Here is a 14897-nt window from a genome sequence, read left to right on the forward strand (position 1 = left end):
GGCGGGAAGGGGGTCAGGTCCAGCGGCCGGTGCCGAGGAGCGCGCCGACGCCGGTGAGGCGCTCGGCCAGCACCGCGCGGCGGACCTTGCCGGTTCCGGTGCGCGGCACCTCGTCCCAGCGCAGCACGACGGGTTCGGCGAGCTCCGGCAGCTCGGCGACGGCCCGCTTCCACTCCCCCGGGTCGAGTTCGCCGTCATCGGTGACGACGACGGGCAGCGGGGGCCCGTCGGGGACGGCCAGCACCACGCACTCCAGGGCCTGCGGGAGTCGTGCCTCCACTTCGTCCTCGGTGCCCAGGCAGCTGAGCTCCGGTCCGCTGTCGACCTCCCGGTCCAGCAGGGTGACGCTGCCGTCGTGGTGGTGCACCCCCAGGTCGCCGGTGGACCACCAGCCGCCGTGGCGCTTGGCGTTCCAGCGCTGCGGCTCCTCGACGTAGCCGAGCGCGAGGGCCGCCGTCCGGACCTGGAGCAGCCCGGGCCTGCCCCGGGGCACCGGGCGCAGGGTGTCGCGGTCGACCACCCGCAGCCGGGTGCGCAGGGGGACGGGGCGCCCCAGTCGGCGGGCGTCGCTCGCGGGGCCCAGGGCGGCGCGGCGGGTGTGGAACCGGAAGGTCAGCGGACCCGTCTCGGTCTGCCCCCAGCCCTGCATCCAGACGGGGCGGGCGGCCCGGGCCGCGGTCAGGTAGTCCCGCAGGACCGGTGGGTGCACGGCGTCGTAGGTGCTGATGTAGAGCCGTACCGCGCGGAAGGGGTTGTCCAACCGGGTGGTGAGGGGGCGCAGCCGTACGTAGGTCGAGGGCAGTGCCTCCACGACCGTGGGGCGGTGCGCCCGCAGCAGCGGGTCCGCGCGGTCGGGGTCGTCGCCGGTGAGGATCACCACGGTGGCCGGCGCCCGGGACACCATCACCGCCGTCCAGCAGAAGGTCCGCCCGTGGGCGTAGGCGCTCGCGTTGAGCAGCACGTCCCGGGCGCCCACCCCGATCCGGGGCAGCGGAGTGGTCTCGAAGCGGGCCAGCTTGTGCACCAGGGTGCGGGTGGAGTGGACCACGAGTTTCGGTGTGCCGGTGGTGCCGGAGGTGTGGTGGATGACCAGCGGCTCGTCGTCGTGGCGGCGCACCGGGTCGCAGGGGCCGGTGGGGTCGAGCGTGGCGAGGTGGGTGGCGGCGGGGGCGGGGCCGTCCACCGTGACGCGGATCGGGACGGTGCGGGCGGGGCAGCGGGCGAGGACGTCGACGGTGGTGACCAGGGCGGCCGGGGCGAGCCGGGTGAGGAGCACGGCGAGGGCGTCGTCGTCGAGCCGGTCGGAGAGTTGGGCGGGGACGGCGCCCAACCGCACCACGGCGCAGGCGAGCAGGTCGTAGTCCCAGTGGTTGTCCTTGACCAGGGCCACCCGGTCACCGGGCCGGACCCCGGCGGCGGCCAGCCGGGATGCCGTGGTGCGGACCAGTCCGGCGAGGGCGCGCATCGTCCACCGGGTGCCGGCGTCGGGGGCGATGTCGAAGGGCCGGTCCAGGTGGACCACGGTGCGGGCGCCGTGGTCCACCGCCTCGTCGAAGAGGGTGCCCATGTCATGCGGCCGCACGGTTCGGCTCCGTTCGTTCGGTACCGGACGGCACGGGCCGCCCGAGGTGGCTCAGGACGCGGGAGGCGGCGAGGGCTCCGGAGCGCACCGCGCCCTCGGCGGCCGGCCGCAGCATCACCCAGTCGCCGGCGTACTCCACGGCGCGCGCCGGGCGGGCCAGGAACGCGGGGCGCTCGTGCAGGGCCCGGGGCCGGGCTTCGGGCAGTCCGTGCCGGAAGGCGTGCACGAAGTGGCGGACCACCGCGTCGGGTTCGCCGAGCCCGGGTACGTAGCGCTCGGCGGCCCGGGTGAGTAGGCGGGCCGCCTCCTCCTCGGACGCCGCCAGCAGTTCGGGTACCCGTGCGGGAGCGGCGACCAGGCTGATCAGCCCGTGTCCGGCAGGGGCCCGGCCGGGGTGCTTGGCGTGGTCGACGACCACCCCGGAGAGTTCGGCCTCCTCGACGGCGGGGGTGAGCAGCACGTGCACCGGTCGGTCGCCGGCGGGGTGGAGGGGACGCCGTAGCAGGCAACTCACCTTCAGCATGGGGGTGAAGCTGCTCGCGGTGAGGAACGGGACTTCGTCCGGCGGGAGTTCGGGACGCAGCGCGACCGCGACCGGGGCGGGGACGGCGAGCACCACGGCGCGGGCGGTGACGGCGTCGCCGTCGGCGAAGCGCAGCACGGCCCGGTCGCCCTCGTCGACCACCTCGCGCACCGTGCGGTCGGTGACGACGTCGAGGTCGGCGGCGAGGCGGCGGGCCAGGAAGTCCATCCCGTCCCGGTAGGTGAGCCAGGCCGAGGGGGCGCCGCACTCCCGCAGGATGTCGAGCAGGGGGGCCGCCGCGGATCGGGCGGCGTCCCAGCCGAAGAAGCAGCCGGCGACCGGTTGGAAGAGGTAGTCGTGCAGGTCCGGGTGGTAGCGGTGGGTCAGGTCGCGCAGGGTGGCGGCGCCGGGGCGGGCGAGGGCCGCCCCGGTCAGGAGGCGGAGCAGGTCGAGCCGGGCCCGCGGGGCCAGTCCGGCCCCGGTGAGCGGGGCGGTGGGTTCGCCCACGCCGTACCGGGCGCGGCCCTCGCGCCACACGGCCAGCCCGGCCCCGACCCGGGTGACGTCGTGGGGTGCGACGTCCATTCGGCGCAGCAGTTCCCAGGTCGCGTGGTAGCCGCGTGCCGAGAGTTGTTCGGCCCCGGTGTCCACCGTCCACCCCCGGTGGCGCAGGGTGCGCATCCTGCCGCCCACCTGCGGCGACCGCTCGTAGACCCGGACCTCGCGACAGCCCGCCCGGCGCAGTTCGTGGGCGGCGGTCAGCCCGGCCGGGCCCGCCCCGACCACGGCGACGTCCAGTTCGGGTGCGGCGCTCATCCGGCGACCCCCGCTCCGACCAGGACGTTGGCCGCGACCATCAGCACCACGCTGAGCCGGTGGACGCGGAAGCCGAGGCGGCGGGCGGTCATGATGTCGCCGCGGACGAACCCGGTGCGGTACTGGTGGGTGCGCAGCGCGGTGGCCGGCAGCATCAGCAGCACGAACCAGACGGGGGCGGCTCCGGTCGCCGAGGCGAGGGCGCCGATCAGGAACTCGGTGGCGCACAGGGCGGCGATGAAGACCGCGTTGCCCCGCTCGGACGTGAGCGCGGCCACGGTCGGGCGCCCCACCGCCCGGTCGCCGGCCACGTCGTTGGTGTTGGAGTACACCCCGAACATCAGCGGTCCGAAGCCGAACAGCAGTGCCTGCGTCATCAGGAAGCCGGAGAAGCCGCCGGTGAGCAGGGCGTGCGGAACGATCACCAGGACCGCGCCGAGGGCGACCAGGAACACCTCCTGGAACCCGTGGTAGCTGAGCTTGAGTCCGTAGGAGTACTGGAGCGACACCACGAAGAGGGCGCCGGCCGCGATCAACGCCCAGCCGGGCCGGTGCGGGGCGCACAGCACCGCGGCGGTCCACAGCACGGCGCCCCCGACCGCCGACGCCACGGCGAAGCGCAGCGCCTGGGGCACCGTCAGGGTGCCGGCCACCAGCGGCTTGCGGGCCTTGGCCCGCAGCCGGTCGTCGGGGGCGTAGTTGGTGAGGTCGCTGCCGTCGCGGAAGCCGGTCACGTCGTCCAGGGCGACCATCGCCATCAGCACGCCGACCGAGCCCGCCGTGAACAGCACGAGCACCAGGGCGTCTCGGCCCGTGAACGCCGCCAGCGGGAAGGCCACGGCGGCGAGCACCATGAAGACGCCCAGGTAGTAGTCGTACACATCGAGCTTCCCGAGCCGCGCGTAGGTGCGCAGCGGGCTTTCGCGGTGTTCCGCGGCCGGCCGGGGGCCGGCGGCGACGCTGTCCGTCAAGGTGACCTCTCTGGTGTGTCGGGAGGGTGCGCGCGGCGCGCGGGCCCGGATGACGGACCGCGTTCGCGGTGCCGCTCAGACGCGGGCCCGCCGGCGGACGAAGGAGACGACGCCCTCGGCGACCCGTTCGACCTGGGCGTCGGTCAGCAGGTGGTGGACCGGGAGGGCCAGGTGCCGGTCGGCGGCGGCGCTCGCGTGCGGCCAGTCGGTTCCGGCCCGGGCGTACGGGGCGAAGGCACGGTGCTCGGGGAGCGGTCGGGGGTAGTACACGTGGGTGGACACGCCCCGCTGCGCGAGGTGGGCGGCGAGGGCGTCCCGTTCCTCGGCGAGGACGGCGTACACGTAGAAGCAGCGGCCGTCCGCGTCGGGCACCGGCGGGTGCACCCCGTGGTCGGCCAGCGGAGCGAAGCGCTCGGTGTAGTGGGCGGCGATCTCCGCGCGGCGCGCCAACCGGTCGGCGAAGCCGGGGAAGCGGTGCGCCTGGAACGCGGCCTGCACCTCGTCGAAGCGGCTGTTGACGCCCACCGCGTGGTGGACGAAGCGCTGCCCCGGCCGCTGGCCGTGGTTGCGCAGCATCCGCAGTCGGTGTCCGAGTTCCTGGTCCCGGGTGGTGATCACGGCGCCCTCGCCGGGCATGCCGCAGGTCTTGACCTGGACGAAGGAGTACACCCCGGCCTCGCCCCACAGTCCGGCGGGCACCCCGCGCAGCGTGCCGCCCTGGGCCACTGCCGAGTCCTCCACCAGGCGCAGGTCCCGGCGGGCGGCGAGGTCGACGAAGCGGGGCATGTCGGCCATCACGGAGAACATGTGGGCGGGCATCAGCGCCCGGGTCCGGGCGGTCACCAGGCGTTCGGCCCGGTCCGGGTCGATGGTCAGGGTGTCCGGGCGGACGTCGGCGAAGACGGGTACGGCGCCGGCCCGGATCACGGAGGCGGCGAGCGGTGCGCAGCCGAAGGCGGGCACGATCACCTCGTCGTCCGCGCCGATCCCCATCGCCGACAGGATCAGGGTGAGCGCCGAGGTGCCGCTGGAACAGGCGATCACGTCGGCGGCCCCGAGCGCGGTGCGCAGGAGGTCCTCGAAGGCCGCGGTGCGACGGCCGAGGATGAACCGTTGTTCGGGGTCGAGCCCCACCTCGCGGACCAGGCGGATCAGGGCGTGCCGGTCCTCCTCGAAGAGTCCGGGCGGGAAGAAGTCGACGGTGTCGGGGGTGCCCGGGGCGCCGCGGTGGGCCGTGGGGGCGTCCGCGCGGCGGACGGGGTGCGGGGTCATCGGGTCCTGTCCGTCGGGGTGGTGTGGAAGTCGCGGACGACCGCGCAGACGCGCTCCAGCCCGGCGGTGTCGAGGTCGGGGTGGAAGGGCAGGGCGACGGCGTGGCGGGCTGCCGCCTCGGCGTGCGGGAACTCCCCCAGCCGGTGGCCCAGTTCGGCGAAGGCGGGCTGGTGGGGCAGTGGCAGCGGGTAGTACACCTCGGTCTCGATGCCGTGGTCGGCGAGGTGCTCCACCAGGGCGTCCCGTCGTTCGCTCTCGATCAGGTACACGTAGAACACGTCGCGGTCGCCCGGCTCCTTCGCCAGGGAGCGGGGGAGCCTCAGCAGGCCGGGCAGGCCGTGCAGACGGGCGGTGTACTCGGCCGCCAACTCGGCCCGGCGGGCGATCTGTTCCTCCAGCACGGAGAGCTTGGCCAGGAGCACGGCCGCCTGGACGTCGTCCATCTTGCTGTTCACTCCGGGCAGGGCGCTCTCGGTGGCGACCGCCGGGAAGTCGTCGAGGGTGCGGCCCCCGCGTCCGTGGTGGCGCAGGGCGTCGACGGTCGCCGCCACCGACGGGTCGTCGGTGAGCACCGCGCCGGCGTCCCCCAGGGCGCCGAGCGTCTTGGAGGGGAAGAAGGACAGCACGCCGCCGACGCCGTGCAGGCCGGCGTGCACACCGGCGCGGCGCATCCCGATCGCCTCGGCGCTGTCCTCCACGACGGTCAGCCCGTGGTGCCGGGCCACCGCGGTGATCGCGGCGGTGTCGGCCATGGTGTGGAAGAGGTGGACGGGCATCACGAAGCGGCTGTCCGGGGTCACCGCCGCGGCCAGCGCGTCGGGGTCCATGGCATAGGTCTCCGGGTCGATGTCCACGAACTGGGGCCGTCCGCCCGCGAGGACGACCGCGGAGGCGGTGGCGAAGAAGGAGTAGGCGGGCACCAGGACGCCGTCGCCCGGCCGCAGTCCGCAGGCGCGGAGCAACAGGACCAGGGCGTCGGTCCCGCTGTTGACGCCGATCACATGGCGCGCGCCGGTGTACGCGGCGAGCGCCTCCTCGCACGCGCCCACCTGTTTTCCGTGCGAGAACTTTCCGTTGTCGAACACCTCCCCCAACAGGCTTTCGATTAACGGCCACAAACGTTCGAACGACGACGCCTGGGAGAAGAAGGGGATCGCGGCGCCCCCTCCCTCCTCGGACGCGTCCGCACTCCCCCGACTCGACAGGGAATCCCCGACACCGGCCACTTCCCGCCCACCCCCTCGGAACTCAGACCGGGAACGTTAGTCAGCTCGGCGCGGGAGGGGGAAAACAAAAGGATCATGTTCACACGTGCGGGTTATATGAATTCGAAAGGCTTGACGTTCCCGGTTCCGTACGGCAATAGTCCCTGGGCGCCTCCCTGTTGGCGGCACCGGAATCCGTCCGCCCCGCGCCGGGGACGGAATCCCGTGGGGCCCGTGCGGGGACGCGGTTCGCCGCGGGTCCGCCGCACCCCGTCCCGAGCGGGGCCGCGACCCATGCCCTCGGCCGGCCCCACGGCCGCCCCCCTGACGGAGGTCACATGCTGCAACCGCTCCTGGTCGGACTCGGTCGGTCCGGTGTCGGGCTCCATCTGCGGACCCTTCGGAAACTGGCCCACCGCCCCGTCCCGTTGGTGCGCTTACCGGCGGTCGGCTGCGACCCCCGCGCCGCCGACCTCGCCCTCGACTCCCCCGACCTCCTCGTCGTGCCCACCCTGGAGGACGCCCGGTCCCGCCTGGACCCGACCGACACCGTCGTCCACCTGTGCACTCCCCCGGGCAGACGCCTGCCCGCCCTGCGCACCCTGGCCGAGCTCGGCTTCCGGCGGGTACTCGTCGAGAAGCCGCTCGCCGCCGACCGGGACGAACTCGACGCCCTGGTGCGGTTGCGCGAGGAAGCCGCCCTCCACCTGGTCGTCGTGGCGCACTGGACCACCTCGCAGCTGGCCGCACGGCTGCGCGCGCTGGTGCGTTCCCACGGACTGGGAACCCTGCGCGGCATCACCATCGACCAACACAAGCCCCGGTTCGCCCGGTCCTTGGCCAACCACGGCCATCCGAGCGCCCTGGACGTCGAGATCCCGCACGGCCTCGGCCTGGCGCTCGACCTGGCCGGCCCCGCGGACCTGCACACCGCGCACTGCTGGGACCTGCGGTGCCCGGACCGCACCCTGCCCCGACTCGGCGGTGCCCGGGTCGAACTCCGCCACCACAACGGCGTCCTGACCCGTCTGCGCTCCGACCTCGGGGCGCCCGTCCGACAGCGCAGCGTGGTGTGCGCCTTCGACCACGGCACGGCCACCGCCCACTTCCCGCTCAGCGAGGACGACCACCACGCCCAACTCGTCCTCGACCCCGGTCCGACCGCCGGCGAGGGGGCCGCCGGCGCCGATCACCACGTCCTCCACGACGACGCCCTCACGGACTTCCTCGCCCACGCCTACCGGGCCTTCCGATCGCCCGGGGCGACGGGCCCGAGCCCGGCGTCCGGCCCCCGCACCGACTTCCCCGCCGCCCACGACGCCGCTCGCCTGCTCTGCGAGGCCAAGGAGCGCTGCGCCACGCCCCACGACCCGACCGGGACCCATGACTGACCCCGCACCGCACCGCTTCGGCCCGCTGACCGGCATCGGCGACGAGGCCGCCCACGCCCTGCCCGACCAGATCGCGGCCGTCCACCGACTGGGCTGGCGACACCTGGAACTGCGCAACGTCGACGGCACCGCACTGGCCGACCTCGACCGCACCGCCTTCCGCGCCCTCGTCCGACGGCTGTCGGACGCCGGGATCGGCGTCGCCGCGGTCGCCTCCCGGGTCGGCAACTGGTCCCGGCCCGTCACCGGCGACTTCGACCTCGACCTGCGAGAACTCGACACCCTGGCCGACCGGTGCGCGGCCCTGGACTGCCGCATCGTACGGATCATGTCGTATCCCAACGACGGCCTCGACGAAGCCGACTGGGCCGACCGCGTCCTCGACCGCACGGCCCGCCTCGCGGAACGCGCCGCCGCGGCGGGCCTCGTCCTCGCCCACGAGAACTGCGCGGGCTGGGCCGCCGACCGGGCCGACCGCGCACTGCGCCTGGTGCACGCCGTGGACAACCCGGCGCTACGGCTGCTGTTCGACACCGGCAACGGCGTCCCCCACGGCTACGACGCCCTCGCCCTGCTGCGCGAGGTGGCGCCCCACGTCGTCCACGTCCACGTCAAGGACGCCGTGCGCGCCCCGGACGGCACCACCCTCTACACCCTGCCCGGCCACGGGGACGCGCAGGTCGCCGAGTGCCTACGCGTCCTGGCGGCACACGGCTACCGCGGCGCCCTCTCCCTGGAACCGCACCTCGCGATCCAGCCGCACGCCGACCTGCTCCGGCACGGCGAGGACGCCCCGGACCTCTTCGTCAGGGCCGGACGGGCGCTCACCGGGCTGCTGACCACCGACCGGCACCCCGTCGGGAGGCCGGAGTGAGCACCCTGTTCACCGACCGTGACCGCGAGCTCCTGCTCGCGCTCCTGCGCCTGCGGACCGTCAACCCGCTGGAAGGACCCGAAGGCGCGGCCTCCCCGGGGGCGTTGGCCGAAGCCCAGCGGAGGTACGCGGCAGCCGCCGCGGCGACGGGACTGCGCACCGTGCTCCACGCGAGCCCGCCCCCGACCGTGCTGGAGCGCCCCGGGGTGCCCGCGCCGGTCCTCCGCGCCGCCCGCGACCCCGGCTTCCTCGCCGCCCAGCCCAGCCTGCTGCTGCGCCTCGGCCCCCCGCAGCCCCCCGCCCGCACCCTGATGTTCAACGTCCACCTCGACACCGTCGCCGGGGCCGAACCCGTCGCCTTCGACGGCGTGCGGTTCACCGGACGCGGCTCGGCGGACGCCAAGGGACCCGCGGTCGCCCTGCTCGCCGGGTTGCGGGCGGCAGCCGCCCACCCACGGGTGGGGTCCGCGCTCTCGGTCCTGGTCCAGGCGGTCGCGGGAGAGGAGGGCGGCGCCCTCGGCACCTACGGCACGCGCCCCCTGATCGAGGCCGGACACTACGGACGCCTCAACGTGTTCTGCGAACCCACCGGGCTGGTCGCGCTCCCCCGGGCCACCGCCGCCATGACCGCCCGGATCACCGTCACGGGTCGGGACGCGATCGACGACCGCCCGGACGCCGGGCACAACGCGAGCGTGCTGCTGGGCTTCCTCGCCCACCACCTGGCGCGAGGTCTCGACGGCGCCGTGCCCGGCACCCGGGTCTGCGTCGCCGGACTCCACACCGGGCACCTCCACAACCGGGTGCACGGCACCGGCACCCTCCTGCTGAACCTCTCCTACCGCACCACCCGGGGCGGGGCCCGGCTCGCCGACGCGGTCGCCGAGCACCTCGACGCGGGGCTGCACTCCTTCGGCGAAGCCTTCGGCGCGACCCGGGAGTTCAGCCGTACCGCCCGGGACGCCGCGCGCATCACGCGACTCGACTGGGACAAGCGGGACCTGCCCGCCCTGGACAACCCCCGACCGTGGGCCGATCGACTGCTCGCCCGGGCCGGCGCCCTGCCCGCACCGCCAAAGGACCCGGGCTTCACCTGCGACGCCATCTGGGCCGCCGGCCTGGAGGACGCCCACACCACCGTGCTCGGCCCGGGCCGGCTCGACGCCAACCGGGCGCACGCCGAAGGCGAGTTCATCGACCTGGACGACCTGGAGGCCTACGCCCACCTGGTCCACCGGCTCACCACGCTGTACGCCGAGAGCCTGCCGCCCCGGGACGACACCGGCGACACCGGCCGGCCCCGGCGGGCTTCCGCCCGACCGTCATCCCCTCACCCCTCCCAGGAATCACCATGACCACACCGCCCGCACCCGCCCCGACCGACGGGAACGCTCCCGTCCTCGTGGACCATCCACGGTTGCGCACCGCCCTCACCGAGTTCTTCGCCCGGCACGGCCTGCCGTCCGCTCGCGCCGAACTGGCCGCCGACGCACTCTGCCACGGCGATCTCACCGGCCACGCCTCCCACGGGGTCTTCAACCTCGCCCGGCTCTACCTGCCCCTGCTGGAGTCCGGCCGGTGCGACCCGGGGGCCACCCCGCGCACCCTCACCGACCTGGGCGCCTGCGCCCTGGTCGACGCCGAGCGGGCGCTCGGCCTCTGGGCCGCGGCCGAGGCCATGGACGACGCCGTCGCCCGCGCCCGCCGCCACGGGGTGGGACTGGTGTCCGTGCGCGGCGCCACCCACTTCGGGTGCGCCGGCTTCCACGCGGCGCGCGCCGCCGAGGCCGGCATGATCGGCGTGGTCATGAGCAACTGCGGTGGACAGCGCATCGCCTGCCCGCCCGGCGGCACGCTGCCGATGCTGGGCACCAACCCGCTGAGCGTGGCCGCGCCGGCCCTGCCCGGACACCCGTTCCTCCTCGACATGGCGACCACCACCGCCCCGTCCGGGCGCGTCCGGCTGGCCGCCCGCGAAGGCCGTCCGGTGCCGGGCGGCTGGCTGGAGGACGCGGCGGGGAACCCGGTCACCGACCCGGCCGCCTTCGACCGCGGCGAAGCGTTCCTGCGCTGGTTGGGCGGCACCCCGGACGAGGGGGTCCACAAGGGCTACGGGCTCGGGCTCGCGGTGGAGCTGCTGGCCGCGGTGGCCTCCGGCGCCGGTCGGGGTCCCGCGCCCGCCGCCCTCGACGGCGACGGCGGCCCGCACGGCCGCGACGACGACATCGGCTTCCTCCTCCTCGCCCTCGCGCCCGACGTGCTGCGCCCCGGCGCCGACACCCCGGCCGAGGCCCGGTCCCTGTTCACCGCCCTCACCGACTGTCCGCCCCGGCCGGGGCGACCCCCCGTGCGCTACCCGGGCTGGCACGAGGCGGAACGCGCCCGTCTGCGCCGCCGGGACGGGATTCCGCTGCCCGGACACGTCCACGAGGAGCTCGCCGCCCTCGGATTGTTCGCCCCCGCGACGGGAGGCGCCCGATGACGCGTCCCCTGCGGTTGGGCGTGATCGGCCTCGGCGCGATCTCCCCCTACTACCTCGCCGCCGCCGAGCGCTCCCCGCGCTGGGAGCTGGCCGCGGTCTGCGACACCCGCCCGGCCCGTCCGGACCTCGACGCGCCGCACTTCCGCGACCACCGCGAACTGCTGGACCGGGTCCGGCCCGACGCGGTGGTCGTCGCCGTCCCCAACCACGCGCACCTGGAGGTGTGCCGGGACGCCCTGCTCGCCGGGGTGCCGGTCTGCGTGGAGAAGCCCCTGGCGCTCACCGCGGCCGAGGGGCGCACCCTGGTCGACCTGGCGACGGTCCGGGCGGTTCCGCTGATGACGGCCTTCCACCGCCGTTACAACGCGGCGGTGCACGATCTGCTGGACCGGATCGGCGACCGCCCCGTCCGCTCGGTGCGGGTGCGGTACCTGGAACGCATCGAGGAGCACCTGGGCGGCGAGGACTGGTACCTCGACCCGGCCCGGTGCGGCGGCGGCTGTCTCGCCGACAACGGCCCCAACGCCTTCGACCTGGTACGGCAGTTGATTCCCGACGTGACCCTCTCGGTGACCGCGGCGGAGGTCCGGCGCGACACCTCGGGGACCGACCGGCAGGCGGTGGTCGAGCTGCGCGCCGGCGCCGCATCGGCACGGGTGGAGCTGGACTGGTCGTACCCGGGGGAACGCAAGGACCTGGAGGTCGTGCTGGCCGACGCGTCGACGCTCCGGGCAGACGTGCTCGCCGGGCACACCGGCTTCAAGGGCTCCCTGTGGCACGAGTACGAGGCCCTGCTGGCCGAGTTCGCCGCCCTGGTCGAAGGACGTGCGGCCCTGGACCGGGGCGCGCACGGCGGCCTGCGGGCCCTGGAGCTGGTGGAGGCCGCCTACGCCCTCGCGGCCGAGCGGGCCGAGGGGGCCGACCCGGCGACGGCGAACACGGGCGCGGACCGGTGAACCCCGTGGAGGACGGCCCCAAGCGGACGGTCACCGGGCGGGTGGTGAAGGTGCTGGTCCACCGCCGCACCGACCGCGGCATGCGGCTCCAGGAGTACGCGTCCCGCTGTGTGCGCCGGGGCGAGGTGCACGAGTTGGTCACGACCGACCAGGGGGACACGGCTCCCGGGGCCAGGATCGACCGGGTGGGGTTCCTGGGCTTCGCCGAGTTGGAGCACGGCGGGGTCATCGACCGCGGGGACACGGTGACGGTCGACGGCGTCGAGATCGGCACCGTCCTCGGTTTCGACGGCTGTCACCTGCCCAACCACCTCAACATCCTCGTCCGCGCCCGTGCCCCGCTCACCGGTTCCGACCTGGGGTTGGGGCCGGAGGCTCCGGTGGTCTTCCGGCAAGGGCCCCCCGTGGAACGGCGGTAGGCGCCCGGGAAGCCGTGGCGTGCGCGAACGAGCGGGCCGGACGGTCGCTGACGCCGTCCGGCCCGCTCGTTCCGTGCCCCGCCGCCCCCGCCCGGCCCGTGGTACGGACCACGGGCCGGGTGCAGGGGGACGGCGGGGGTCCGGGGCGCTCAGCCCAGCAGTTCGACGTCCAGCCGACCGAAGTGGAACTCCCGCAGGACGCGCAGCAGTTCGTCCTCGGACAGCAGGCCGTTGCCGTCGGTGTCCACCTTGTCGAACAGCCCCTCGCTCTCACCGGCCGGCAGGCCGATGCCGACCAGCCAGGAACGGAACTCGGAGGCGTCGATCTGCCCGTTGTGGTCGTCGTCGCAGATGCCGATGATCGCCTTGACCAGCGGGGAGAGCGCACGGTTGAAGCTGGCCTCGCCCTCGCTGAAGAGCAGGGCGCCGGTGACCTCCAGGAACTGCTCCCGGGTGAGGCCCTGTCCGGCGGGGACCCCGGCGAGCCCGGCGAGGTGCTCGTAGAGACCGACGAACGCGGCGGTGAGGGCCTCGGCCTGCGGCGAGTCGCTGCGGCCGATGTTCTCGGCGATCCGCGAGGCTTCGGCCTGGAAGTCACCGGCTTCGAGCAGCCCGTTGCCGTCGGTGTCCCACCGCTGGAAGCGCTTCTCCAGGCGGGCGTTGGCGATGGCGGTGCTCATGATGGTCTCCTAGCGGATGAGTGGTGACGCGGGAGGGACCGGCGGTCCCCCCGTCCGCGCGGTCCGTCCTTCGACCGCACGGGGACTGTGGGCCCCGCGGCGTGCGCGGGGGCGCGACCTCGACGGGCCGCGAGGGGTGGCGGCGTCAGAGCAGGGTGACGCGGCGGCCGGCGGCTCTGCCCCGGGTGTCGAGGAGCGCGCAACGGGCACGGACCAACTGGCCCATGTCGTAGCAGGGATGTTCCTGGAGCAGGATGGCGAGGTCGCTGTCGTCCAGGGCGGTCGTCAGTTCCGTGGCGCGGGACAGGGGGCGCCCCTCCACCGAGAAGCCGTCCACGTACGGGTCGTGGTAGCTGACCTCCACCCCCACCGCACGCAGTCCTGCGGCCACGGGCCGGGCGGGACTCTCCCGGACGTCGGCGACCCCGGGTTTGTAGGCGACGCCCAGCAGCAGCACCCGCGCGCCGCGCGGATCGCCGCGGACCTCGGTCAGCAGACGGAGCGCACGTTCGACCACGTGCCCGGGCATGCGACCCAGGACGTCGTGCGCGGCGGCGAGCATGCGGAAGGGGAAGCCCTGCGCGGCGGCTCCGGCCGCCAGGTAGTGCGGGTCCACGGGGATGCAGTGGCCGCCCACTCCGGCCCCGGGCGTGAACGGCGCGTAGCCGAACGGCTTGGTGGCCGCGCAGTGCAGGACGTCCCAGGTGTCGATGCCGCTCTCGTGGCAGAACAGGGCGATCTCGTCGACGAGGGCGATGTTGACGTACCGGTAGGTGTTCTCCAGCAGCTTCGCCATCTCGGCTTCCCGGGTGCCCCGGGCGACGACGAGGTTGTCCACGAGCCGCCCGTAGAAGGCGGTCGCGCGCTTGGCGCAGCGGGGCGTGTGCCCGCTGACGATCTTGGGGGTGCTGCGGACGGTCCAGTGCGCGTTGCCCGGGTCGATCCGCTGGGGCGAGTAGGCCAGGTGGAAGTCGTCGCCGGCCCGTAAGCCGCTGGCGTCCTCCAGCAGGGGACGCACCAGGTCGCGCGTGGTGCCCGGGTAGCTGGTGGACTCCAACACGACCAGGGCGCCGGGACGCAGTTCGGTCGCCACGCTCCGGGTCGCCGCCTCCACCGAGGAGAGGTCCGGCGTTCCGTCCTGGGCGAGGCCGGTGGGCACGCAGATCACCACGGTCCGTGCCGCGCCCAGGACCGTGGGGTCGACGGTCGCCTCGAAGCCCGCGCCGAGCATGGCCGCCACCTGTGCGTCGTCGACTCCGCCCACGTGGGACCGGCCGGCCGACAGCCCGTTCACCACCGTCTCGGACACGTCCAGGCCCACGGTGCGCAGACCGGCCTCCGTGGCCCGGTGTGCCAGGGGGAGCCCGACGTGGCCCAGGCCCACGACGACGAGATCGACGGACATTCGCAAGGAAGTGCTCCAGGAGGACGTGAGCGGTGGGGGTGCGGTCAGGCAGAGGGACTGCCGTTTCCGGGGACCACGACGAGGGCGGGACCGAGGCGGAGCGGATCGATCTGCACGGCGACGGGACGCTGCGACCGGCCCGTGTCGCACATATGAAGATCCTTTCGGCTCCGCGTGAGGCAAGTGTCGCCCCCCACCGGAACGGTCCTCGCAATTCTCGACGCCGTTCCCACGAACGAGTGATCTTGACCGGACGGCATTAACGAACTGTTCGAAATGAGAGGGGGCGAAGAGGGCTCGTTTCGAACTCATGACCACACG

General features: G+C 74.5%; 13 protein-coding genes. 6 read left to right on the forward strand and 7 right to left on the reverse strand.

The window, feature by feature from the left end; translation table 11 throughout:
• Positions 1–13: 13 nt before the first annotated feature.
• The 5 genes from ABT092_RS15830 to ABT092_RS15850 form a co-directional block, all read right to left on the reverse strand.
• Positions 14–1582: a class I adenylate-forming enzyme family protein gene (locus tag ABT092_RS15830; protein ID WP_351244067.1), complete on the reverse strand. Its 1569-nt coding sequence runs from the start codon at positions 1580–1582 to the stop codon at positions 14–16.
• Positions 1569–2921 carry a protoporphyrinogen/coproporphyrinogen oxidase gene (locus tag ABT092_RS15835; protein WP_351244069.1) on the reverse strand — a complete coding sequence of 451 codons (1353 nt, stop codon included), beginning with the start codon at positions 2919–2921 and terminating at the stop codon, positions 1569–1571. The genes ABT092_RS15830 and ABT092_RS15835 overlap by 14 nt, the downstream gene beginning before the upstream one ends.
• Positions 2918–3892: a UbiA family prenyltransferase gene (locus tag ABT092_RS15840; RefSeq protein WP_351244071.1), complete on the reverse strand. Its 975-nt coding sequence runs from the start codon at positions 3890–3892 to the stop codon at positions 2918–2920. Before ABT092_RS15840 ends, ABT092_RS15835 begins: the two co-directional genes overlap by 4 nt.
• A 75-nt stretch (positions 3893–3967) precedes the next feature.
• Positions 3968–5164: a DegT/DnrJ/EryC1/StrS family aminotransferase gene (locus ABT092_RS15845; protein ID WP_351244073.1), complete on the reverse strand. Its 1197-nt coding sequence runs from the start codon at positions 5162–5164 to the stop codon at positions 3968–3970.
• Positions 5161–6249 carry a DegT/DnrJ/EryC1/StrS family aminotransferase gene (locus tag ABT092_RS15850; protein ID WP_351244075.1) on the reverse strand — a complete coding sequence of 363 codons (1089 nt, stop codon included), beginning with the start codon at positions 6247–6249 and terminating at the stop codon, positions 5161–5163. The genes ABT092_RS15845 and ABT092_RS15850 overlap by 4 nt, the downstream gene beginning before the upstream one ends.
• A 458-nt stretch (positions 6250–6707) precedes the next feature.
• Between ABT092_RS15850 and ABT092_RS15855 the strand changes: the two genes are divergently transcribed.
• From ABT092_RS15855 to ABT092_RS15880, 6 genes are read left to right on the forward strand one after another with little or no spacing between them, the layout of a single operon-like run.
• On the forward strand, positions 6708–7760 hold the full coding sequence (locus tag ABT092_RS15855) for a Gfo/Idh/MocA family oxidoreductase (RefSeq protein WP_351244077.1): 1053 nt from the start codon (positions 6708–6710) through the stop codon (positions 7758–7760).
• A complete protein-coding gene (locus ABT092_RS15860; protein WP_351244079.1) occupies positions 7753–8634 on the forward strand; it encodes a sugar phosphate isomerase/epimerase family protein in 882 nt (293 codons plus the stop codon). Before ABT092_RS15855 ends, ABT092_RS15860 begins: the two co-directional genes overlap by 8 nt.
• Positions 8631–9989 carry a M20/M25/M40 family metallo-hydrolase gene (locus ABT092_RS15865; RefSeq protein WP_351244081.1) on the forward strand — a complete coding sequence of 453 codons (1359 nt, stop codon included), beginning with the start codon at positions 8631–8633 and terminating at the stop codon, positions 9987–9989. The genes ABT092_RS15860 and ABT092_RS15865 overlap by 4 nt, the downstream gene beginning before the upstream one ends.
• Positions 9986–11116 (forward strand): Ldh family oxidoreductase, encoded by a 1131-nt coding sequence (locus tag ABT092_RS15870; protein WP_351244083.1) that lies wholly within the window; start codon positions 9986–9988, stop codon positions 11114–11116. Before ABT092_RS15865 ends, ABT092_RS15870 begins: the two co-directional genes overlap by 4 nt.
• Complete coding sequence (locus tag ABT092_RS15875) at positions 11113–12072, forward strand: Gfo/Idh/MocA family protein (protein WP_351244085.1); 960 nt, start codon at positions 11113–11115, stop codon at positions 12070–12072. Before ABT092_RS15870 ends, ABT092_RS15875 begins: the two co-directional genes overlap by 4 nt.
• Positions 12069–12491 carry a DUF6917 domain-containing protein gene (locus ABT092_RS15880; protein ID WP_351244087.1) on the forward strand — a complete coding sequence of 141 codons (423 nt, stop codon included), beginning with the start codon at positions 12069–12071 and terminating at the stop codon, positions 12489–12491. The genes ABT092_RS15875 and ABT092_RS15880 overlap by 4 nt, the downstream gene beginning before the upstream one ends.
• Positions 12492–12640: 149 nt before the next feature.
• Here ABT092_RS15880 and ABT092_RS15885 read toward each other — a convergent pair whose 3' ends face one another.
• Positions 12641–13171 (reverse strand): EF-hand domain-containing protein, encoded by a 531-nt coding sequence (locus ABT092_RS15885; protein WP_351244089.1) that lies wholly within the window; start codon positions 13169–13171, stop codon positions 12641–12643.
• A gap of 145 nt (positions 13172–13316) precedes the next feature.
• Positions 13317–14576: a nucleotide sugar dehydrogenase gene (locus ABT092_RS15890; RefSeq protein ID WP_351244091.1), complete on the reverse strand. Its 1260-nt coding sequence runs from the start codon at positions 14574–14576 to the stop codon at positions 13317–13319.
• Between the last annotated feature and the right edge of the window lie 321 nt (positions 14577–14897).

Origin of the sequence: Streptomyces sp. NPDC002490 (genome assembly GCF_040296045.1) — a bacterium.
Taxonomy (GTDB): Bacteria; Actinomycetota; Actinomycetes; order Streptomycetales; family Streptomycetaceae; genus Streptomyces.

Coding starts and splice junctions, on each gene's coding strand:
- ABT092_RS15835 (WP_351244069.1), bottom strand. CDS start 2,921: ATGAGCGCCGCACCCGAACTGGACGTCGCCGTGGTCGGGGCGGGCCCG.
- ABT092_RS15845 (WP_351244073.1), bottom strand. CDS start 5,164: ATGACCCCGCACCCCGTCCGCCGCGCGGACGCCCCCACGGCCCACCGC.
- ABT092_RS15855 (WP_351244077.1), top strand. CDS start 6,708: ATGCTGCAACCGCTCCTGGTCGGACTCGGTCGGTCCGGTGTCGGGCTC.
- ABT092_RS15860 (WP_351244079.1), top strand. CDS start 7,753: ATGACTGACCCCGCACCGCACCGCTTCGGCCCGCTGACCGGCATCGGC.
- ABT092_RS15870 (WP_351244083.1), top strand. CDS start 9,986: ATGACCACACCGCCCGCACCCGCCCCGACCGACGGGAACGCTCCCGTC.
- ABT092_RS15875 (WP_351244085.1), top strand. CDS start 11,113: ATGACGCGTCCCCTGCGGTTGGGCGTGATCGGCCTCGGCGCGATCTCC.
- ABT092_RS15885 (WP_351244089.1), bottom strand. CDS start 13,171: ATGAGCACCGCCATCGCCAACGCCCGCCTGGAGAAGCGCTTCCAGCGG.
- ABT092_RS15890 (WP_351244091.1), bottom strand. CDS start 14,576: ATGTCCGTCGATCTCGTCGTCGTGGGCCTGGGCCACGTCGGGCTCCCC.